The 21,174-nt window shown below is 71.6% G+C and carries 20 protein-coding genes; 12 read left to right on the top strand and 8 right to left on the bottom strand.

The annotated features are described in order from the left end of the window. Positions 1-12: 12 nt before the first annotated feature. Positions 13-903, bottom strand: a complete 891-nt coding sequence (locus ACZ4TO_RS19150) for an NADP-dependent oxidoreductase (RefSeq protein ID WP_468024822.1) — start codon at positions 901-903, stop codon at positions 13-15. Between the two features lie 122 nt (positions 904-1,025). Here ACZ4TO_RS19150 and ACZ4TO_RS19145 point away from each other — a divergent pair, with 122 nt between their 5' ends. After that, positions 1,026-1,439, top strand: a complete 414-nt coding sequence (locus ACZ4TO_RS19145; protein WP_382793632.1) for a winged helix-turn-helix transcriptional regulator — start codon at positions 1,026-1,028, stop codon at positions 1,437-1,439. Here the strand turns inward: ACZ4TO_RS19145 and ACZ4TO_RS19140 are convergent. Beyond that, on the bottom strand, positions 1,412-1,915 hold the full coding sequence (locus ACZ4TO_RS19140) for a MarR family winged helix-turn-helix transcriptional regulator (RefSeq protein ID WP_382793629.1): 504 nt from the start codon (positions 1,913-1,915) through the stop codon (positions 1,412-1,414). The two genes, ACZ4TO_RS19145 and ACZ4TO_RS19140, sit on opposite strands and share 28 nt — an antisense overlap. A 486-nt stretch (positions 1,916-2,401) precedes the next feature. Here ACZ4TO_RS19140 and ACZ4TO_RS19135 point away from each other — a divergent pair, with 486 nt between their 5' ends. Genes ACZ4TO_RS19135 through ACZ4TO_RS19125 form a run of 3 tightly spaced genes read left to right on the top strand, consistent with a single transcriptional unit; the run spans position 2,402 to position 3,732 of the window. Beyond that, positions 2,402-2,740, top strand: coding sequence for a YnfA family protein (locus ACZ4TO_RS19135; protein WP_365493604.1), 339 nt, complete (start codon positions 2,402-2,404; stop codon positions 2,738-2,740). Between the two features lie 57 nt (positions 2,741-2,797). After that, positions 2,798-3,565 carry an SDR family NAD(P)-dependent oxidoreductase gene (locus tag ACZ4TO_RS19130; RefSeq protein ID WP_382793627.1) on the top strand — a complete coding sequence of 256 codons (768 nt, stop codon included), beginning with the start codon at positions 2,798-2,800 and terminating at the stop codon, positions 3,563-3,565. Next, a complete protein-coding gene (locus ACZ4TO_RS19125) occupies positions 3,562-3,732 on the top strand; it encodes a hypothetical protein (protein WP_385045891.1) in 171 nt (56 codons plus the stop codon). Before ACZ4TO_RS19130 ends, ACZ4TO_RS19125 begins: the two co-directional genes overlap by 4 nt. Positions 3,733-3,829: 97 nt before the next feature. Here the strand turns inward: ACZ4TO_RS19125 and ACZ4TO_RS19120 are convergent, their stop codons facing one another. Then, positions 3,830-5,023, bottom strand: a complete 1,194-nt coding sequence (locus ACZ4TO_RS19120) for an RtcB family protein (protein ID WP_468024821.1) — start codon at positions 5,021-5,023, stop codon at positions 3,830-3,832. A 202-nt stretch (positions 5,024-5,225) separates the two neighbouring features. Here ACZ4TO_RS19120 and ACZ4TO_RS19115 point away from each other — a divergent pair, with 202 nt between their 5' ends. From ACZ4TO_RS19115 to ACZ4TO_RS19105, 3 genes are all read left to right on the top strand, one after another. After that, on the top strand, positions 5,226-6,074 hold the full coding sequence (locus ACZ4TO_RS19115) for a DUF3558 domain-containing protein (RefSeq protein WP_468024820.1): 849 nt from the start codon (positions 5,226-5,228) through the stop codon (positions 6,072-6,074). Between the two features lie 147 nt (positions 6,075-6,221). Next, complete coding sequence (locus ACZ4TO_RS19110) at positions 6,222-7,142, top strand: DUF3558 domain-containing protein (RefSeq protein ID WP_468024819.1); 921 nt, start codon at positions 6,222-6,224, stop codon at positions 7,140-7,142. Between the two features lie 189 nt (positions 7,143-7,331). Next, the gene (locus tag ACZ4TO_RS19105; protein WP_468024818.1) at positions 7,332-8,660 is read left to right on the top strand and encodes a DUF2637 domain-containing protein; all 1,329 of its coding nucleotides are present in this window, start codon (positions 7,332-7,334) and stop codon (positions 8,658-8,660) included. Between the two features lie 87 nt (positions 8,661-8,747). On the opposite strand, the gene lysS is transcribed toward ACZ4TO_RS19105, so the two are convergent. Further along, complete coding sequence (gene lysS / locus ACZ4TO_RS19100) at positions 8,748-10,490, bottom strand: lysine--tRNA ligase (RefSeq protein ID WP_468024817.1); 1,743 nt, start codon at positions 10,488-10,490, stop codon at positions 8,748-8,750. A 162-nt stretch (positions 10,491-10,652) separates the two neighbouring features. On the opposite strand from lysS, the gene argS reads away from it, so the two are divergent. From argS to ACZ4TO_RS19080, 4 genes are all read left to right on the top strand, one after another. After that, entirely contained in the window at positions 10,653-12,422 is a 1,770-nt protein-coding gene (gene argS / locus ACZ4TO_RS19095; RefSeq protein WP_468024816.1) for an arginine--tRNA ligase, read from the top strand. Positions 12,423-12,521: 99 nt separating this feature from the next. Beyond that, the gene (locus ACZ4TO_RS19090; protein WP_468024815.1) at positions 12,522-13,400 is read left to right on the top strand and encodes a DUF4253 domain-containing protein; all 879 of its coding nucleotides are present in this window, start codon (positions 12,522-12,524) and stop codon (positions 13,398-13,400) included. A 122-nt stretch (positions 13,401-13,522) separates the two neighbouring features. Then, positions 13,523-14,215: an RNA polymerase sigma factor gene (locus tag ACZ4TO_RS19085; protein ID WP_468024814.1), complete on the top strand. Its 693-nt coding sequence runs from the start codon at positions 13,523-13,525 to the stop codon at positions 14,213-14,215. Further along, positions 14,208-15,341 carry a CU044_5270 family protein gene (locus ACZ4TO_RS19080; RefSeq protein WP_468024813.1) on the top strand — a complete coding sequence of 378 codons (1,134 nt, stop codon included), beginning with the start codon at positions 14,208-14,210 and terminating at the stop codon, positions 15,339-15,341. The genes ACZ4TO_RS19085 and ACZ4TO_RS19080 overlap by 8 nt, the downstream gene beginning before the upstream one ends. Here ACZ4TO_RS19080 and ACZ4TO_RS19075 read toward each other — a convergent pair. The 3 genes from ACZ4TO_RS19075 to ACZ4TO_RS19065 all read right to left on the bottom strand — a co-directional run bounded on the left by ACZ4TO_RS19075 (position 15,298) and on the right by ACZ4TO_RS19065 (position 19,045). Beyond that, the gene (locus ACZ4TO_RS19075) at positions 15,298-16,509 is read right to left on the bottom strand and encodes an aminotransferase-like domain-containing protein (protein WP_385049674.1); all 1,212 of its coding nucleotides are present in this window, start codon (positions 16,507-16,509) and stop codon (positions 15,298-15,300) included. The two genes, ACZ4TO_RS19080 and ACZ4TO_RS19075, sit on opposite strands and share 44 nt — an antisense overlap. Before the next feature lie 174 nt (positions 16,510-16,683). After that, positions 16,684-17,586, bottom strand: a complete 903-nt coding sequence (locus tag ACZ4TO_RS19070; protein WP_468024812.1) for an SAM-dependent methyltransferase — start codon at positions 17,584-17,586, stop codon at positions 16,684-16,686. A 73-nt stretch (positions 17,587-17,659) separates the two neighbouring features. Next, complete coding sequence (locus ACZ4TO_RS19065) at positions 17,660-19,045, bottom strand: helix-turn-helix domain-containing protein (RefSeq protein ID WP_468024811.1); 1,386 nt, start codon at positions 19,043-19,045, stop codon at positions 17,660-17,662. 223 nt (positions 19,046-19,268) lie between these two features. On the opposite strand from ACZ4TO_RS19065, the gene ACZ4TO_RS19060 reads away from it, so the two are divergent. Further along, positions 19,269-20,021, top strand: a complete 753-nt coding sequence (locus tag ACZ4TO_RS19060; RefSeq protein WP_468024810.1) for a DUF4232 domain-containing protein — start codon at positions 19,269-19,271, stop codon at positions 20,019-20,021. A 45-nt stretch (positions 20,022-20,066) separates the two neighbouring features. On the opposite strand, the gene hemB is transcribed toward ACZ4TO_RS19060, so the two are convergent. Beyond that, positions 20,067-21,059, bottom strand: a complete 993-nt coding sequence (hemB, locus tag ACZ4TO_RS19055; RefSeq protein WP_382793586.1) for a porphobilinogen synthase — start codon at positions 21,057-21,059, stop codon at positions 20,067-20,069. Between the last annotated feature and the right edge of the window lie 115 nt (positions 21,060-21,174).

Here is a 21,174-nt window from a genome sequence, read left to right as displayed (position 1 = left end):
ACTCCACCGGGGCTAGGGCACCAGCACCAGCCGGCCGCGCAGTCCGCCCTCGGCGAGCCGCGCGTGGGCCTTGACCGCCTCGTCGAGGGCGTACGTCCCGGCCACCCGGGTCGTCAGCGCGCCCGCGTCGACGAGCGCCACCAGCTCCGCGAGCCGGGCCCCGTCGGCGGCGACCTCCACGGCACCGGTCCGCACCCCGCGCACGGACGCCGGGTGGGCCCCCGGGATGACCCCCATGAAGGCACCCCCGTCCCGCACCCACTCCAGGGCGTCCGCGCCCAGGATCGCCGCGTCCAGCACGGCGTCCACGCTCCGCGGGGCCACCCCGTCCGACACGAACTCGTCCGCCCCCAGGGACCGTACGAGCTTCTCGTCGCCCTCACGGGCCAGAGCGGTCACGCTCACCCCGAGCCGGGCGGCGAGCTGCACGGCGTATCCGCCGACCGCGCCCGCGGCCCCGGTGACCAGCAGACGCCGCCCCGGCTCCAGGCCCAGCCCGTCCAGGGCCTGGGCCGCGGTCAGCGCGTTGAGCGGCAGACTCGCCGCGTGCGCCGCGTCGACCGAGCGGGGAGCCACGGCCACCGCGTCCGCGTCGACGACCACAAGGTCGGCGTGCGTACCGAGGTGCTTGGCGGTCCCGTAGGCCAGCGCCACCACCTCGTCGCCCACGTTCCACCCCGAGGCGACCCCGACCGCCTCCACCACACCCGCGACGTCCCAGCCGAGCCCCAGCCGCTTCCCGGCGCCCCCGAAGACACCGGCGCGCACCCCGGCGTCCACCGGATTGACGCCGGCGGCCGCCACCTTGATCCGCACCTGGCGGGCCCCCGGCTCCGGCAGGGCGACCTCGACGATCTCGACGGCTTCCGGACCACCGAACGACGTCACAACCGCTGCACGCATCCCGACTCACCCCATCTGTAGGTCATCCGCGGGTCTCTCACCCGCCACAACAACCCTAGGAAGAGCTACTATCCATTGGTAAGTAGGCACCTGAAGGTGCGTACGTCACCCGGAGGTGAGTCATGGCGACCACGACGGCGGCCGAGCGGCGCCACCAGGCCCGCGTCGAGTACGACGCGTTCCTCAAGAGCTGCCCCACCAACCAGCTCCTGGACCGCATCAGCGACAAGTGGGTCAGCCTGATCGTGAGCGCGCTCGCCCAAGCGGGCGGACCGATGCGCTACAGCGACCTCGGCCGCAAGATCGCCGGAGTCAGCCCCAAGATGCTGACGCAGACCCTGCGCTCGCTGGAGCGCGACGGCATCCTGTCCCGCACGGTCACCCCGTCCGTACCGGTCCGCGTCGACTACGAACTCACGCCGCTGGGCACGAACCTGAGCTGCCTGCTCACCGCCGTCAAGGACTGGGCGGAGCATCACATCGAGGAGGTCGTCGAGGCCCGCGAGCGCTACGACGCCTCGTCCGAGGTTTCCTGAAAGTCGCCGGACCGCAGCCGGGCGACCTGCTCGGCGCTGAAGTCGACCGTGCGTCGCATGTGCCCGATGATCAGGGCCACCTCGTCGTCGTCGAGCCCGTCGAACAGGCCGTACCAGCCGGCGCCCAGCCGTTCCCACATGCGCCCGAACTCGGCGATCTTCTCGGGCACGGTGGCCACCAGCACCCTCCGCCGGTCGACCACGTCGCGCTCGCGCACCACGTAACCGGCCTTCTCCAGCCGGTCCACCAGACGCGTGGCGGACCCGGTGGTCAGCCCCGTCATCTCGGCGATCCGCCCGGTGGTCACCGGCCCGTCCTCCAGGCTGAGCAGGTTCACGCACTGCACGTCCGTCGGGTGCAGGCCGACGTGGTCGGCGAGGGCCTGGTTGAACAGGGCGTACGAGGCCATGTACCGCCGCGAGACGACCGCCAACTCCCCCAGCAGCCGCTCGCGAGAATCCCCGCCGATGGCCATACGGCCCCTTTCCACCAGCCCAGCCAGAATCGTACGCCGCCCGACCCTCACCCCCGGAAACCCGGAAGCCCCGGAACCCCGGAAACGAGGACCGCTCCCCGGGCACCGCTGCCCAGGCACCGCTCGTCAGGCACCGCTCCCAAGCGTTTCCTCGCCCCCTCCGCCCCTACCCGACCCGAACCTGGGGCTCCGCCCCAGACCCCGCTCCTCAATCGCCGGAGGGGCTGAAAATTTCGCCGGCCGGGGTTGGAAGGTGAACAGCCGTCGCTGGCCGGGGTTGGTATGTGGACTGTCACCGCCGACCGGGGTTGGTATGTGGAATGTGGATCGCGCACCCGCAGTCGGGATCCGGCGTGAGGGGACGTGGCGGTACATCAATGGCCGTCGCCACCGACGGTCACTCCTCACCCGACGGCGACGGGCTGATGCACCGGCACGGCCCCGACCCACCACCGGACGGGAACCGCGCCCTGAAACAGTGTCCCCATGCTGATCGCCCGCTCCGCGCTCCTCTTCGCCCTGGCCGCACTCCTGGAGATCGGCGGCGCCTGGCTCGTCTGGCAAGGCGTACGCGAACACCGGGGCGCCCTCTGGATCGGCGCCGGCGTGATGACCCTGGGCCTGTACGGCTTCGTCGCCACCCTCCAGCCGGACGCCGAGTTCGGCCGCGTCCTCGCCGCGTACGGCGGAGTCTTCGTCGCCGGCTCCCTCGCCTGGGGCGTCGTCGCCGACGGCTACCGCCCCGACCGCTGGGACATCACCGGCGCCCTGATCTGCCTGGCCGGAGCCGCCGTGATCATGTACGCCCCCCGAGGGGGCAACTGACCCCCGCCTATCCTGGCCGGAGACCGCAGACCCGCAGACCCGCCAAGGAGCAGCCGTATGACCCCCGCCGCCGCGTCCCGTATCGCCGTCATCACCGGTGCAAGCAGCGGAATCGGCGCCGCGACGGCCCGACAGCTCGCGGCCGAGGGCTACCGCGTCGTCCTCACGGCCCGCCGCAAGGACCGCATCGAGGCGCTGGCGGAGGAGATCACCGCGGCGGGCGGCCAGGCCACCGCGTACGCCCTGGACGTCACGGACCGCACCGCGGTCGACGAGTTCGCGACGGCGTTCAAGACGGTCGGCGTGCTGGTCAACAACGCCGGCGGCGCACTCGGCGCCGACCCGATCGCGACGGGCGACCCGGCCCAGTGGCGCCAGATGTACGAGACGAACGTCATCGGCACCCTGAACATCACCCAGGCCCTCCTCCCCGCGCTCACCGCCAGCGGCGACGGCACGGTCGTGGTCCTGTCCTCCACGGCGGCCCACGCCACGTACGAGGGCGGCGGCGGCTACGTGGCCGCCAAGCACGCCGAGCACGTGCTCGCCGAGACGCTGCGCCTGGAGATCGTCGGCACGCCGGTACGGGTCATCGAGGTGGCCCCCGGCATGGTCAAGACGGAGGAGTTCGCTCTCACCCGCTTCGGCGGCGACACCGAGAAGGCCGCCAAGGTCTACGCGGGCGTGGCCCAGCCCCTGACCGCCGACGACGTGGCCGAGACGATCACGTGGGCGGTCACCCGCCCCAGCCACGTGAACATCGACCTCCTCGTGGTCCGCCCCCGGGCCCAGGCGTCGAACACGAAGATCCACCGCGAACTGTGACACCGGACGGGACACCCACGCCCCAGCCGCCCGCGACCGGCGAACAGGCCCGCCTGGCCCTGGAGAAGAAGCGCGAACGGTACGTCTGGTACTACCTCGCGTACTTCCTCTTCGGCATCCACATCGTGGCCTTCGTGATGATCTGGGCCGTCCTGAGCACGAAGTGAACGCGAAGGGCCCGAGCCGTCAACGGCTCGGGCCCTCAAGGCAGTCGGACTACAGACGCCACGCGGCAGACGGCGGACGGCGGACCGCCCACGCACCTCACCCCTTCACACAGACAACCTGCTTCAGCTTCGCCACGACCTGCACGAGGTCACGCTGCTGCTCGATGACCTGCTCGATCGGCTTGTACGCACCCGGGATCTCGTCCACGACGCCGGAGTCCTTGCGGCACTCCACGCCCTGCGTCTGGTCCTCCAGGTCCTTCGTCGAGAAGCGCCGCTTGGCCGCGTTGCGGCTCATGCGCCGACCCGCGCCGTGCGAGGCCGAGTTGAAGGACTTCTCGTTGCCGAGCCCCTTCACGATGTACGACCCGGTCCCCATCGAGCCCGGGATGATGCCGAACTCACCCGCCCGCGCGCTGATGGCTCCCTTGCGCGTGACGAGCAGGTCCATGCCGTCGTAGTGCTCGACGTTCACGTAGTTGTGGTGGCAGGAGATCTCCGGCTCGAAGGCGGGCTTCGCCTTCTTGAACTCCTTGCGGATCACGTCCTTGAGGAGCGCCATCATGAGCGTCCGGTTGTTCTTCGCGTACTCCTGGGCCCAGAACAGGTCGTTGCGGTACGCCGCCATCTGGGGCGTGTCCGCGACGAAGACGGCGAGGTCCCGGTCGACCAGACCCTGGTTGTGCGGGAGCTTCTGCGCGACCCCGATGTGATGCTCGGCCAGTTCCTTGCCGATGTTCCGGGAACCGGAGTGCAGCATCAACCAGACAGAACCCTCCGAATCGATACAAACCTCAACGAAGTGATTCCCCCCGCCGAGCGTCGCCATCTGCTTCACAGCCCGGTCCTGACGGAACTTGACCGCGTCCGCCACCCCGTCGAACCGCGCCCAGAAGTCGTCCCAGCCGGCGGTGGCCAGGCCGTGGAAGCCGTCCGGGGTGACCGCGGAGTCGTGCATGCCGCGGCCGACCGGGATCGCCTGCTCGATCTGCGAGCGGAGCCGCGAGAGGTCGCCCGGGAGGTCGTTGGCGGTGAGGGAGGTCTTGACGGCGGACATTCCGCAGCCGATGTCGACGCCCACCGCCGCCGGGCACACGGCGTCCCGCATCGCGATGACGGAGCCGACCGTCGCGCCCTTGCCGTAGTGGACGTCCGGCATGACGGCGAGGCCCTTGATCCAGGGCAGGGTCGCCACGTTCTGGAGCTGGCGGAGCGCGACGTCCTCGACGGAGGCGGGGTCGGCCCACATGCGGATGGGAACCTGCGCCCCCGGCATCTCTACGTACGACATATCGTCCTCTTCCCCCACAAAACCAACAGAAGTCTTAAATCGCAAAACCGGCGCCTAGGTCGACGTATAGGACAACGGACCGGCGTCCACGGCTGTGCGTGCGATACACATTGTCTCCAGGGGTCGCCCCCGTGCGGCAACCCAATAACCACAGGACACCCGGGCCGAAGCGCCGACGGGAACCGTCGAGAGGAGCCTGACCGTGCAGCGGAAGGCGTACGTATCTGGCGCCGCCGTGCTCCTCGCGGCAGTGCTGGCGGGCTGCACGGGCGGTTCCGGTGTGGGCGGTCCGGCCCCCGACTCCAAGGGCGGCGACACCGGCACGACGGCCGCGGCGGCCCAGCCGGGCAAATACCGCACCCTCCCGGAGGCGTGCGGCGCCGCGGATCGCGACACGCTCGACACGCTGCTGCCCGGCATCCAGGAGACGACCGACGAGGCCCAGCAGGAGAAGGCGTACGCGGGCGAGGCGACGCTCACGTACGACACGGACCGGCGCGACGGCTGCGACTGGAAGGTGGCCTCCGCCGCCGCCACCGATCACCTCTCCCTCGACTTCGAGCGCGTGGTCTCGTACGACAACACGGTGAGCGACGAGGCCAAGGCGGAGGAGCTCTACGCCACCAGGCAGACCGCGGCCGACCTCCCCGAGCCCGCCGCGTCCGCGTCCGACGAAGCAACCGCGAGCCCGAGCGCCGGCGCCGGCGCCGGCGCCACGGCCGACGGCGACAACGGCGCAGGCACGGAGACCGGCGACCCCTCGGGCGCCCCCTCCGCTCCCTCCGCCTCCGCCTCGCGAACCCCGGCCGATCTCCAGCCGCGCGTCCTCGACGACCTCGGCGACGAGGCGTTCCTCGACGACAAGCTGAGCACCGGCTCGTCGACGGCTCAGCAGCGCACGGTGACTGTGGTGTTCCGCACGTCCAACGTGATCGTGAGGATCGAATACTCCGAGCAGCCGACGGCTTCCACGGACGCCCCCGACAGCAAGGAAATGCAGGACAGGGTGCAGAAACTGGCCCAGGAGCTGGCCTCCCGCCTCAACGGCTAGCGGCCCCGCGGCCGATGGGGGCGCCCCGGCGCAAACCACCCGAACGGGAACCGCCCCCACGCCCCACCGCGTACCGTGGCCCCTTGGAATCGACCGGCCGCACACCCCATGTGCGGCCGTACCACGAGCGCCACGAGTGAAGGAACCATGCACCGACCAGTACAACGAGCAGGCCGAGCACAGCGACTCCCCCGCATCCTTGTCAGCGCGGCCGCCGTCCCGGTGATGCTCGTCGCCGCGGGCTGTTCCTCGGACTCCGGCTCCGGTGACGACGCGCAGAAGGACGCGAGCGCGGGCCCGGGAGCGACGGTGTCCGCGAGCAGCGCGGCCCCCACCGTCCAGCCCGCCGCGTACACGACGTTGCCCAAGGCGTGCTCGGTGCTGTCGAACAAGACACTGGGCGAACTGATACCGAAGGGCTCGAAGTCGGGCAAGTCCGGCAAGCTGGATGAGCCGAAGCAGCGCGGCAACTGCAACTGGACGAGTCTCGACAACAACGGGGTGAAGGGCTCTCAGTTCCGCTGGCTGAACGTGGCGCTGCTCCGCTTCGACTCGGACGCGCGCGGCTCGGGCGACGAACAGGCCCACGCCTACTTCCAGAAGCAGGTCTCGGCCGCGCAGACGGTGGAGGGCGCGCTGGACGCCAAGTCGGCGCCGGTCTCCGGTACGGGCGACGAGGCGACGGCCGTGCACTACGGCCTGAAGAAGAAGGAAGGCACCTTCAAGCAGCAGACGATCGTCGCGCGCGTCGAGAACGTGGTCGTGACGCTCGACTACAACGGCGCCGGGCTCGCGGGTGAGAAGACCCCGGACGCGACCACGCTGCAGAAGGCCGCCGAGAAGGCCACGAAGGAAGCGGTGGCCGCGGTGGCCGCCGCGAACGGGGACGGCGGTGCGGCGGGTTCGGGCTCGCCCGACCCGGGCTCCTCGTCGAAGGACTCCTCGAAGGGGTCGTCGAAGACCTCGTCCGCGCCGTCGGCCTCGCCGTCCAGGAGCGCCTCCGGGGGCACGTCCAAGACCGGCTCCAAGAGCGCCTCGCCGTCGCAGTCGGCGGCCGGGAAGAGCTGACCCGGTCTCGACCGGACACGGGGCCCGACCCGGGGCTCCGGCAGACAGTTCACGGGGCCCGGTTCCGTCCGGAACCGGGCTCCTTCCATACCGCGCATCCGTACGCCACACACATGTGCCACTCTGTTGCGCGCAACAACACGCAAGGGGAGGGGAGTACAGGTGGCCGCGCCCATACAGCTCACACGGATGCACAAGATTCTCATCGGCGTGGTCGTCGCCGGTGCGCTCATCATCGCCGGCATCGGCTTCGCCGGTTCGTACGCGGCGGTCCGTGAGCTGGCGTTGCAGAAGGGTTTCGGGAACTTCAGTTACGTCTTCCCGATCGGCATCGACGCGGGTATCGGCGTCCTGCTCGCCCTCGACCTGCTGCTGACGTGGATCCGTATCCCGTTCCCGATGCTGCGCCAGACGGCCTGGCTGCTGACGATGGCGACGATCGCGTTCAACGGCGCGGCGGCCTGGCCGGACCCGCTGGGCGTGGGCATGCACGCCGTCATCCCGGTGCTGTTCGTTGTCTCGGTCGAGGCGGCCCGCCACGCGATCGGCCGCATAGCCGACATCACGGCCGACAAGCACATGGAGGGGGTCCGCCTCACCCGCTGGCTGCTCTCCCCCATCCCGACCTTCCTGTTGTGGCGCCGCATGAAGCTGTGGGAGCTGCGCTCCTACGAGCAGGTCATCAAGCTGGAGCAGGACCGGCTGGTCTACCAGGCCCGTCTGCACTCCCGCTTCGGCCGCGCCTGGCGCCGCAAGGCCCCCGTGGAGTCGCTGATGCCGCTGCGGCTGGCCCGCTACGGCGTGCCCCTCGCGGAGACCGCCCCGGCGGGTCTGGCGGCGGCGGGCATCGAGCCGGCGGTACTGCCTCCGGCACCCGCTCCCACGCCGGCCCTGGCGCCGGCCGACGCGTCCGGGGGCGGTCGCACCCCCGAGCCCGCGGCCGCCCTCCAGCCCCAGCCCATCGAGCAGCGCCCCGCTCCCGAGGGCGGCGAACGCCCCGAGTCGCCGGGCTACGCCGAGCCGCAGAATCCGTGGCTCCAGGCGCGGAACCCGGAGTCCATCGAGTACCAGGGCGGCTACGACCCGGACGCGGCGTACCAGCAGTGGTTCGCGGAGCAGCAGCAGGCCGAGCTGTTCCAGGAGCAGCAGCAGTTCTGGGCCAGTCAGCAGCTCCAGGAACAACAACGGTTCGAGGAGCAGCAGAGGTTCGAGCGGCAGCAGTACGAGGAACCGTCGGCCCCCGACCCCGCCCCGGAGGACACCGGTACCTTCCCGATCCCGTCCGGCCCGGGCCGTACCCGTGACCTGGGTTCGGGCGGCAGCACGGAGCCGACCGAGGAGGACTACTACCTGGTCTTCAAGAAGTCGATAGACGGCAGTTACCCGACCTCGGGCCAGTTCAGGGGTGATGTGGAGGCGACGTACCGCGTCACGCTCCCGCAGCGTGAGGCCGACCGCATGGTCCACCGCTTCACCAACCGCCACACGGCGGAGCTCCAGGAGGACCACATAGCCTAGGCGCGTCGGTGAACGAGCGCGACAGCGTGTACGAGGAAGGGGCGCCCGGTGATCACCGGGCGCCCCTTCCTCGTACGGCCGGGGCCGCTACGCCGCGAGCAGCTTGCGCACCCGGTCCTGTCCCACGGCCAGCAGCAGCGTGGGCAGACGCGGGCCGGTGTCGCGGCCGACGAGCAGGTGGTAGAGCAGGGCGAAGAACGTGCGCTGGGCGACCTTGATCTCGGCGGGGAGTTCCTTGGCGGTCGCGTCGGCGGGGAAGCCCGCCTGGACCTTGGGAACGCCGTAGACGAGGTGGGTGAGGCCGTCCAGGGACCAGTTCTCCTCCAGTCCGTCGAGGAGCAGGCGCAGCGACTCGCGGCCCTGGTCGTCGAGGGACTTCAGGAGCTCGGCGTCGGGCTCGTCGCGGACGACGGTGCGCTCCTCGGCGGGGACCTGGGTGTTGATCCAGGTCTCGGCCTTGTCGAGGCGGGGCCGGACCTCGTCCAGGGACGCGAGCGGGTTCTCGGGGTCGAGTTCGCTCAGGATGCGCAGGGTCTGGTCCTCGGCGCCGGCGGTGATGTCGGCGACGGAGGCGAGGGTGCGGTACGCCATCGGGCGGGGGGTCCGGGGCAGCTCGCCGGCGGCGGTGCCGACGGCGCGGCTGTACGCGGCCGCGTCGGCCGGCAGGACCGAGCCGTCGGCGACCTTGCCGGCGAGCTTGTCCCACTCGTCGTAGAGCCGCTGGATCTCCTGGTCGAAGGCGATCTTGAACGACTGGTTGGGGCGGCGGCGGGCGTACAGCCAGCGCAGCAGTTGCGGCTCCATGATCTGGAGCGCGTCGGACGCGGTCGGGACCCCGCCCTTGCTGCTGGACATCTTGGCCATGCCGGAGATGCCGACGAAGGCGTACATCGGGCCGATGGGCTGCTCGCCGCCGAAGATCCCGACGATCTGGCCGCCGACCTGGAAGGAGGAGCCCGGGGAGGAGTGGTCGACGCCGCTGGGCTCGAAGATCACGCCTTCGTAGGCCCAGCGCATGGGCCAGTCGACCTTCCAGACCAGCTTGCCGCGGTTGAACTCGCTGAGCAGGACGGTCTCGGCGAAGCCGCAGGCGGAGCAGGTGTACGACAGCTCGGTGGTCGTGTCGTCGTACGAGGTGACGGTGGTCAGGTCCTTCTCGCACCGCCCGCAGTAGGGCTTGTACGGGTAGTACCCGGAGGTGGAGCTGCCGTCGTCCTCGGCGGCGGCGCCGGAGCCCTCGGCGGCCTCCAGCTCGGCCTCGTCGACCGGCTTCTGGCCCTGCTGCTTCTTGGCGGGGGCCTTCTTGGTGCGGTACTGCTCCAGGATCGCGTCGATGTCGCCGCGGTGCTTCATCGCGAACAGGACCTGCTCGCGGTAGGTGCCCGCGGTGTACTGCTCGGTCTGGCTGATCCCGTCGTACTCGACGCCGAGCTCGGCCAGGGCCTCGGTCATGGCGGCCTTGAAGTGCTCGGCCCAGTTCGGGTACGCGGAGCCGGCGGGGGCCGGGACGGAGGTCAGCGGCTTGCCGATGTGCTCGGCCCAGGACTCGTCGATGCCCGCCACGCCGTTCGGGACCTTGCGGTAGCGGTCGTAGTCGTCCCAGGAGATCAGGTGGCGCACGGTGTGTCCGCGGCGGCGGATCTCGTCGGCGACGAGGTGCGGGGTCATGACCTCGCGGAGGTTGCCGAGGTGGATCGGGCCGGACGGGGAGAGTCCGGACGCTACGACGACCGGTTTGCCCGGGGCCCGACGCTCCGACTCCTCGATGACCTCATCCGCGAAACGGGAGACCCAGTCGGTGGTCTCGGTGCTCTGAGCCACGATCGGCACGTCCTTCTTCCTCAAACGCGAGTACGGCTGACGCGACCATTCTCCCAGCTCGGGCCTCAACCGCGAAAACGGCTTTTCACCGCGTGGGATACTGGCTTTCCTTGTACTCGGAGTCTCCGTACTCAGAGTCTCCGGAACCCGAGCAGAAACGGCAGCCTCTTCATGGCCTCGGTCACGTCCCTCACCGCTTCCGTCCATCAGCGCCTCGCGGACGCCCTCTCGGCAGCTCTGCCGGAGGCCGGTTCCGCCGACCCGCTGCTGCGACGAAGCGACCGGGCCGACTTCCAGGCCAACGGGATCCTGGCCCTCGCCAAGAAGGCGAAGGCGAACCCGCGCGAGCTGGCGACGCAGGTCGTGGCCGCGGTCGAGTCGGGTGACGTGATCAAGGACATCGAGGTCTCCGGGCCCGGCTTCCTGAACATCACGATCACCGACCGGGCGATCGTGTCGAACCTGGCGGAGCGGTACGCGGACGGTGAGCGCCTCGGGGTGCCCCTCGCGGCGAATCCGGGCACGACGGTGATCGACTACGCGCAGCCGAACGTGGCCAAGGAGATGCACGTCGGGCATCTGCGGTCCGCGGTGATCGGTGACGCGGTCGTGCAGATCCTGGAGTTCACGGGCGAGTCCGTCGTGCGCCGGCACCACATCGGGGACTGGGGCACGCAGTTCGGCATGCTCATCCAGTACCTGATCGAGCACCCGCACGAGCTGGACCACAAGGGCGGCGAGGTCTCCGGCGAGGAGGCCATGTCGAACCTGAACCGGCTCTACAAGGCGGCGCGGACCGTCTTCGACTCCGACGAGGGGTTCAAGACGCGGGCGCGGCGCCGGGTGGTGGACCTCCAGGCGGGTGAACCCGAGACGCTGGCCATGTGGCAGAAGTTCGTGGACGAGTCGAAGATCTACTTCTACTCGGTCTTCGACAAGCTGGACATGGAGATCCGGGACCCGGACGTGGTCGGCGAGTCCGGCTACAACGACATGCTGGACGAGACGTGCCGCCTCCTGGAGGAGTCGGGCGTGGCGGTCCGTTCGGACGGCGCGCTGTGCGTGTTCTTCGACGACGTGAAGGGCCCGGACGGCAACCCGGTGCCGCTGATCGTGAAGAAGTCGGACGGCGGCTACGGCTACGCGGCCACCGACCTGTCGGCGATCCGCGACCGTGTCGTCAACCTGAAGGCCGACAGCCTGATCTACGTGGTGGACGCGCGGCAGTCCCTGCACTTCAAGATGGTCTTCGAGACCGCGCGCAGGGCCGGCTGGCTGAACGACGACGTGAAGGCCCACCAGCTCGCGTTCGGCACGGTGCTGGGCAAGGACGGCAAGCCGTTCAAGACCCGTGAGGGCGAGACGGTGCGGCTGGTCGACCTGCTCGACGAGGCGATCGACCGGGCGACGACGGTCGTGCGGGAGAAGGCCGAGAAGGTGGGCCTGAGCGAGCGGGAGATCGAGGAGAACGGCCGGTACGTCGGCATCGGCGCCGTGAAGTACGCGGACCTGTCGACCTCGGCGGTGCGGGACTACAAGTTCGACCTGGACCAGATGGTCTCGCTGAACGGTGACACGTCCGTGTACCTCCAGTACGCGTACGCCCGTATCCGGTCGATCTTCGGCAAGGCGGGCGAGCGGACGCCGCTGGCCCACCCGGAGCTCGAACTGGCCCCGGCGGAGCGGGCGCTGGGCCTGCACCTGGACCGGTTCGGCGAGACGCTGGAGGAGGTCGCGGCCGAGTACGCCCCGCACAAGCTGGCGGCGTACCTGTACCAACTGGCCTCGCTGTACACGACGTTCTACGACCAGTGCCCGGTCATCAAGCCCGCCCCCGAGCAGGAGGTCGCGGAGAACCGCCTGTTCCTGTGCGACCTGACGGCCCGCACCCTCCACCAGGGCATGGCCCTGCTGGGCATCAGGACGCCCGAGCGGCTCTGACGGCTCCGGCCGCTCCGACACGCCTGTCGCGGGCCCCGTCCTCCTCGTGAGGACGGGGCCCGCGGCGCGTTGTCAGTGCCTGGTCCTACAGTCACCGGCATGGCGACCCTTCCCAATCCGCTGCCGCGGCTGACGGCAGACCCGAGCGGGCGCGCGCTCGGGCTCGATCTCCCGCCGGGGAGACTGATCGACGCGACGCACGACGGCCCGTGGCACGAGCCCCTGCTGTGGCACGCCGGGGACCGCGCGGTTCCCGGCGGGTGGGCGGTCCTGTCCGCGGCCCGGACCGTGGGGCTGCTGCCGGTGCTGCTGGACGTGGGCGGCCCGCAGAACGGCCCGGAGGACTGGGAGTTGCTGCCCGACGAGATGTCGTATCCCGGGGATCACGACGCCGAGGAGGTGCTGGCGGAGTTCTGGGAGGACTACGCGGCCGACGAGCCCGGCCCGGACCAGGACTACCCCGGCAAGGAGAAGGTCGTCGAGGTCTTCGGGGAGCAGCCGGCCTTCGAGGAGACGATCGCGCCGTACGGGCCCGTCTGGCCGGGCCGGGCCGCCGCGCCCCCGCTCCAGGCGGATCCGGAGGCCCGCGCCGCCGAGATCGCCGACTCCCTGACGCGGTCCGGCTCCTGGCTGAAGGAGCCCCGGCTCGCCCTGGTCCCGGCGCGCCGCAGCGCCGACATCCCGGCGGCCATCGGCTGGCCCGGCCCGTTGAACCACGAGAGCGACGTGGCGCGTCTGTGCGCCGTGCTCCGCTCGTGGGAAGACCGCTTCGGCATACGCGTGGTGGCCCTCACCTTCGACCAGTTGGTCCTCTCGGTGGCGGCCCCGCCGTCCACCGCGGCCGAGGCCGAGGCGGTCGCGGCGGAGCACTTCGCCTTCTGCCCGGACAACATCACCCAGGGCCACCACGAGAGCCTGCGCGCGTACGCCGAGCAGGAGGTGCTGAACGGGCGGGTGTGGTCCTTCTGGTGGGACTGAGCCCGTCCGGAGGCCACCGGGAATCCCGGTGGTCCGGGTCGGGAACTCGATCGCGGGCTTCGGCGGACAGTGGGTGAACCGCCCCCGTCTTCGAGGAGATCCATGAGCTTGAGAGGCGACCGATGACCCTCTCACCGGGCGTCGGAGTCCAGCGTCCGCCCACCACCACCGGCACCGGCCCGGACACCGGTGCCGGTGGTGGTGCGGGCGAGGACGGCGACTCCGACGCCGCGGTGATCGAGCGGTCCTGGGCCGAACCCGACGTGTTCGCCGAGCTGTTCCACCGCTACGCCGACGACATCCACCGGTACGCGGCCCGGCGGCTGGGCACCGAGGCGGCCGACGATCTGATGGCCGAGACCTTCGTGATCGCCTTCCAGCGGCGCCGCCGGTACGACCTGTCACGCCCGCACGCGCGGCCCTGGCTGTACGGCATCGTCACGCGGCTGATCGGCGGTCACCGGCGGGCCGAGGCGCGGCGGCTGCGCGCGCTGTCGCGGGTCGCGTCCGCGGATCCCGCCGACGGTGGCGGCGCCGAGCCGCTGGCGGAGCGGGTGGCCGCCCGGATCAGTGCCGAGAACACGCGCGGGGCCCTGTCGGCTGCCCTGGCGACGCTGCCCGCGCGCCACCGGGACGTCCTGCTGGTCGTCGCCTGGGGAGATCTCGAGTACGCGGAGGCCGCCGAGGCCCTGGGCATACCGGTGGGCACGGTGCGCTCACGGCTGCACCGGGCCCGCAAGAAGCTGCGCGAAGCACTGGGCGGGGCGGATCCCACAGCCTTTCGAGAGGAACAGGAGGAACCCCGCCGTGGATGACCTCACCCGTGTACGCGAGCTCGCGGCCGACCAGGCCGGACCGACCGACCGGGCGCGCGCCGTCGCCTTCGCCCGCCTGCGGAGTGCCATCGGCGAGGAGACCGGCGACGCGGGCGGAGCGCTCGCGCGGCAGCGTCCGCTGTCCCGGCGGCTGGTGTTCCGGGCGGCGATCGCGGCCACCGGCACCGCGGCGGTGGCGGGCACGACGCTGCTCGTGGCCGGCGGCGAGGACGGCGGGGGACCGCGGTTGCCGGCGCTCAACGCCGCCCAGGTGCTGCGCAGGGCCGCGGACAGGTCACGCGCCGACACCGGCGGTATGCCGATCCCGCGCGACGACCAGTACATGTACTCCAAGGAGGTCACCCATCGGATTTACGACAGGGGCGCGCGGAAGCTGCGGCTCGTCGACGAGTACTGGCTGTCGGTGGACGGCTCGAAGACCTCCCGGTACGTCTACAACGGCAGGGTCAAGGACGAGGTGCCGGACAAGCACTCGGTGATCTGGCCGCCCCTCCAGTACGCGAAGCTCGAGAAGTGGCCGACCGACCCCGATGAGCTCCTGAAGCTGTTCGGACACGGCAGGACGACGGGCAAGGACGCGGAGGCGGACATGTTCGCGTACATACAGGCTTGCATCTTCCTGCGCGGCCCCCGGGTCTTTCCGCCGGGGTTGCAGGCCGCCGCGTTCGAGGCCGTCGCGAAGCTGCCCGCCGTCAAGATCGACCACGACCGGGTGGACGCGCTCGGCCGGCACGGCATCGGGATCTCGTACCCCAGGATTGCGTTCGGTCTCGTCTTCGACCCGGAGACCTATGCCTACCTCGGCATCTTCGAGCGGGGACACTCGGACAAGAACGGCGGGTTCTCGCAGGTCAGAGCCGTGGTGTCGCAAGGGGTGGTGGACCGGATCGGCCGGCGGCCGACCGGCCGGGGCACGGCCGGGACGACTCCCTCGGCCTCCGCGACCCCGTCCCCGTCGCCGTCGGACCCGTCCCCGTCCCCGTCGACGTCCGCCGGCTCCACGAGCCCGTCCCCGTCCCCGACCTCCGTGCCCCCGTCCCCGGGCTCCGCGTCCCCGTCCGCTACGTCAGCAACCCCGTCGCCAAGCGGCGCAGACCCTCGGTGATCTCCTCCGGGGTCTGGGTGACGAAGCACAGGCGCAGGGTCGACGGGTCCGGGGTGCCGGCGTGGAACGGGGCGCCGGGGACGTAGGCCACGCCCCGCTCCACCACCGGGCGGAGCAGGGCCGTGGTGTCGTACGACGCGGGCAGGCGGGCCCAGAGGAACATGCCGCCTTCCGGGCGGGTCCAGGTGGATCCGGCCGGGAGGGCGGCACCGATGCCCGCGAGCATGGCGTCCCGCCGCTCGCGGTAGACGGCCGCGACCTGGGCCACGTGGGAGTCCAGGTCGCGGTCGGCCAAGTAGCGTGCGGCGGCGAGCTGGTTGACGGTCGGGGTGTGCAGATCGGCGGCCTGCTTGGCGACGGTGCAGGCGCGCCGCAGGGCCGCGGGTGCCCGCAGCCAGCCCAGCCGCATGCCGGGTGCCATCACCTTGGAGAAGGAGCCGAGGAGGACCGTGCGGTCCTCGGCTCCGTCGTGGGAGGCGATCCAGGGGACCCGCTCGCCCTCGAAGCGCAGCTCTCCGTACGGGTCGTCCTCGACGATCCACAGGCCGTGCGCGGCGGCGGCGCGGGCGACGGCGGCCCGTCGTCCGGCCGGCAGGGTGCGGCCGGTGGGGTTCTGGAAGGTCGGCACGGTGTAGAGGAGCTTCGGGCGCTCGCGGGCCACCAGGTCGCCGAGGGCGTCGGGGTCGAGGCCGTCGTCGTCGCCCGGGACGGCCAGGACGCGCGCTCCGGCGAAGGCGAACGCCTGAAGTGCCGCCAGATAGCAGGGACTTTCGACCAGGACGGTGTCGCCGGGTTCGAGCAGGGCGGTGGCGAGCAGCGACAGGGCCTGTTGCGAGCCGGTGGTGACCAAAACGTCGTCGGGCCCGGTGGGCAGTCCGCGGGCGCTCATGCGGTCCGCGAGGGCCGCGCGCAGCGACGGCTCGCCTTCGGTCGTCGAGTACTGCAGGGCCCGTCGGGGCTGCTCGGCGAGGACGTCGCGGTACGCGGCCGCGATGCCGTCGGTGTCGAACAGTTCCGGGGCGGGCAGCCCGCCGGCGAAGTTGATCACTTCGGGGCGGGCGGTGATGGCGAGGATGTCCCGTACGGGCGAGCCGCCGATCGCGGTGGCCCGGGCGGCGAGCGGGGGCACGGGGGCGGCTTGGGCGGCGGCGGGTTCGGCGACGGTCACGGTGGCGGCTCCTTGTCCTTGCGGGCGGCGGACCCTTCGAGGGCGTGCTCGCGGGCGGCCCCGTCGTGCCGGGGCCGCCCTGCCCGCACCCTAGGGCGATGCGTGGCCTCTACACCCGTCAATTCCGGGATGCGGACGGACCGCAACCGGGCGCAGGCGCCCTGCGGACCGGCCCTAGGGCTTGACGCCTGTGGCGACGTAGACGTTGATGTCCGCGTCCGTGACGTCGTTGATGTCCAGGTAGCGGACCTTGTCGATGGCGTCGAGCGTGGCCAGGAAGGCCGGGTCGGCGGCCTCGGGGGCCGGGGCGTCGCCGTCGGGCCGCCAGTGGTGGGCGGGGACGACACCGGGCTCGTCGATCACCAGTCCGTTCTCGGTGAAGAAACGCTCGACCTCGGCCCTGGAGCGCAGCACGAAGGTGAACCCGCGTTCGGTGTAGGTCCGTTGGACGGCGCGGATGTTCTCGGCGTTCAGGTCCTCGGTGAGGTGGCTCAGGACGACCCGGCTCCCGGACGGCAGCGCGTCGATCAGCCCGCGCACGATGGGGTACGCCTCCGCGTCCTCGACGAAGTGCAGGATGGCGACCAGGACCAGGGCGACGGGCTGCTCGAAGTCGATGGTCTCGGCGGCCTGTTCGAGGATCTGCTTGGGCTCCTTGAGATCCGCGTCGATGTAGTCCGTACGGCCCTCGGGTCCGCTGGTGAGCAGGGCGCGCGCGTGGGCCAGGACCACCGGGTCGTTGTCCACGTACACGACGCGCGCGTCCGGGGTGATCCGCTGGGCGATCTGGTGGACGTTCTCCTGGGTGGGCAGGCCGGTGCCGATGTCCAGGAACTGGCGGATGCCGCCCTCCGACGCCAGCGCGGTCACGGCGCGGCGCAGGAAGTCGCGGTTGTGCCGGACGTCGAGGTAGCCGCGCGGGTTCGCGGCGAGTGCGGCGGCCGCCGCGTTCCGGTCGACGGGGTAGTTGTCCTTGCCGCCGAGGAAGACGTCGTAGACCCGGGCGGGGTGCGCCTTGGTGGTGTCGATCCTCCTTCTCAGCTCGGCGGGGTCCTGACCGAGGGCGTCACCGGACATGGGGCATCTCCCTGGAGGGTCGTGTCGATCGACGGTCAACACCCTAGCTCCAGGGCCGACTTGGCGGTGCGCTTCAGCCACCGCGAGGTGCCGTCTGCCATTCGCTGCCGCCCAGTGGGTAGTTGTAGGCGGGCCGCCCGACGTTGCCGCTCGTCCGGAACGGCTGTCCGTGGTCGTCGACGCGTACGGTGCCGCTCTTCGCCCCGCTGGACCAGTCGAGTTCGAGGTACCAGCTCACGTCGTGCGCCTGCGCGTCCGCGATGACGTAGAAGACCTCGGGGTCGGACTCGCTGACCTTGTAGGGGAAGTTCCGCTGCCCGCCCCTGACCGCGACCGCCGGGCGCCCCGCGTCGAGGTCGACGGTGAACGACTTCGTCCGCACCCCGCCGCCGCAGCCCACGCCCATGGCGTAGTCGTTCCAGGCGAGCGGCGCGCTCTTGTCCAGCACCCGCACGTGCAGCGCCTTCAGGACGACGGTCGCCTTCCCGGTGCCCTGCACGGTGAGCGCGATCATCTGCTCCCCGCCCGGGACGCCGCCGAGTGCGGTGACCCAGCCCCGCGCGTCCGACTCGCCGGGCGGCGGGGGCACTTGGGGTGCGGGCCGGTTCACCAGGTAGTGCTGGCTGCACGGGTCCTCGTACGTGTACGGGTCGGTGACGACGGTGGGAGCGCCCGCTCCGTCGGCGGCCGTTCCCTGGCCGGCCGTCGCGTCGCCGCCGTCCCCGGCCGGGTCGACGGCGCCGCCGATGGAGGAGACGGACGCCTTGGGACGGCCCTTGGGCGAGGCGGACGGCGAGGGCGATCCGTGCTTCGCGCCGGTGGCCGCTCCGGTCCTCGGCAGGCCGGTGGCGTTCGGTACGCCGAGGGCCACCGCCTTGCCGCCGGTGTCGTCGTCACCGCCGCCGGACCCGATCCGCGCGCCCAGGGCGCCGGCCACGACGGCGGTCGCGACGACGGCGCCGACCGCGGCGAGGACCATGGTCCGCCGTCCGCGCAGCCGGCCCGCGCCCACCGCCCCGGCCTCCTCGGTCTCCCCGGCGTCGACCGCCCCGCTGTCCGCGGTCTCCCCGGTCCCCCGGCCACCGTCCGCCGGACGTTCCGCCCGCGGGTCCGGCTCCGCGCCCGGCAGCGCACCACCGGAGCCGCTGCCCTCGGCCTCGGCCTCCGGACCGGCACCCTCCGGACCGGCACCCTCCGGAGCGGCGCCCGCGCCCTTCCTTGCGCGCAGCCCGTCCGCGAGGACCCACCGCCGGTGCAGCTCCACCAGCTCCTGCGGGGTGGCCCGGCACACCCGCGCCATCCGTTCGACGGGCGCGTAGTCCGCCGGTACGGCATCACCGTTGACGTACCGGTGCAGTGTGGACGTACTCACGTGAAGCCGTTTGGCGAGCGCCCCGTAGCTGAGACCGGACCGCTCCTTCAGCTCCCGGAGCAGTCCCGCGAACTCGTCCCCCGCCACCGTTCCCCCATCCCCCGTGTCCCGGACCGCGTTCCAGGGGAGCATTGTTTCCCCAGGTCAGACGGCATTTCGGCGTTCCAGCGTCCCGCGTTGCCCGCCGGGCGTGGCGCCCGGGACGGATCACCGCCCAAGCTGTGGCCATCCAAGCACGCCGCCCTCACCGACCGGCCGGGCGGCCGTTCCATCAGGCCACCTCACACGAACATCCACAGGGGGATCACTCATGTCCGCACACACCACCCGCACCACCCGCACCCGTCTGCTCGCCGCCTCCGCGATCGCGCTCACCGCGCTCTCGCTCACGGCGTGCGGCAGCGGGAACGGCGTCCGCGACGAGGGCTCGTCCGCCCCGGCCCGCCCCTCGGCGGGATCCGACAGCCCGGCGGCCGGCGCGGGCACGACGGCGAAGCCCGCGGGCACCGGCACCACCACGGGCTCGGCGAACGGTTCGAAGAACACCGGCACCACCACGGGCGGCACGGGTTCCGGCTCCGCCGGCACGAGCGGCAAGGGCTCGGCGGGCGGCTCCACGGGCAAGACCGGCACCGGCACCGGCACCGGCACCAGGAACGTCGCGTGCAACAGCTCCAACACCCGTATGAGCGCCACGGCCGTCTCCCGGCCGCTGAACCACATCCTGCTCACCGTCACCAACACGGGTTCCCGGAACTGCGACCTGACGGGCTACCCGATCGCCCGCTTCGGTGAGGCCCAGTCCGTCCCGCCGGTCGCGGAGGAGACCCACCCGCAGGCGGTCGTCACCCTCACTCCCGGCGAGTCCGGCTACGCGGGCGTGCTGCTGTCGGCGGCCGACGGCAGCGGCGGCAACGGCTACACGGCCAGGACGCTGGAGGTCGGCTTCACCGGCCAGGGCGGGACCGCGCGTCCCGCCCTCCCCGCGAAGGGCGTCTTCGTCGACGACAAGCTCACGGTGACGTACTGGCAGCAGGACCTGGACACCGCGCTGTCGTACTAGGGCCGGGCGGACGGGCATCGTCGGACCGGCCCTGGTGGCGCCGCACTAGCGCAGGCTGCGGGCCACCTCGGTCGCCCAGTACGTGAGGATGTTCTGCGCGCCGGCGCGCTTGATCCCGGTCAGGGACTCCAGGATCGCCCGGTCGCGGTCGATCCAGCCCTTCTCGGCGGCGGCCTCGACCATCGAGTACTCGCCGGAGATCTGGTAGGCGACGACCGGCACGTCGGACTCGTCGGCGACGCGGGCCAGGATGTCGAGGTAGGGGCCGGCGGGCTTCACCATCACCATGTCGGCGCCCTCCTCCAGGTCCAGCGCCAACTCCCGCAGCGCCTCCCGCGCGTTGGCCGGGTCCTGCTGGTACGTCTTGCGGTCGCCCCTCAGGGACGAGCCGACGGCCTCGCGGAAGGGGCCGTAGAAGGCGGAGGCGTACTTGACGGTGTAGGCGAGGATCGCCACGTCCTCGCGGCCGATCTGGTCGAGGGCGTCCCGGATGACACCGATCTGGCCGTCCATCATGCCGCTGGGGCCCACGACATGGGCGCCCGCGTCGGCCTGCACCTGGGCCATCTCGGCGTACCGCTCCAGGGTCGCGTCGTTGTCGACCCGGCCCTGGTCGTCGAGCACACCGCAGTGCCCGTGGTCCGTGGTCTCGTCGAGGCACAGGTCGGACATCACGAGCAGGTCGTCGCCGACCTCGGCGCGCACGTCGCGCAGGGCGACCTGGAGGATCCCGTCCGGGTCGGTGCCGGGCGTCCCGACGGCGTCCTTCTTCTCGTCCTCGGGAACCCCGAACAGCATGATCCCGGAGACCCCGGCCTCGAGCGCCTCCACGGCGGCCTTCTTCAGGCTGTCCCGCGTGTGCTGCACGACCCCGGGCATCGAGGAGATCGGCACCGGCTCGCTCACACCCTCGCGCACGAACGCGGGGAGGATGAAGTCGGCGGGGTCCAGCCGGGTCTCGGCGACCATCCGACGCATGGCGGGCGTGGTGCGCAGCCGCCGCGGACGCGTACCGGGAAAGGATCCGTACTTCGTCATGACGTCTACGCTACGCCCGTCACAGAGGCACCTTTACCGACGATTCGTCGGAGCCCGGGCGGCGCGGCGGCCGGGCCGCACGGCCACGGAACGCGGCACGCCCCGCCGTCTCCCG

The sequence above is a fragment of the Streptomyces sp. NPDC028298 genome (assembly GCF_055565895.1).
Note: the sequence above shows the minus strand (reverse complement) of the source record. Positions and strands in the feature narration are given on the sequence as shown.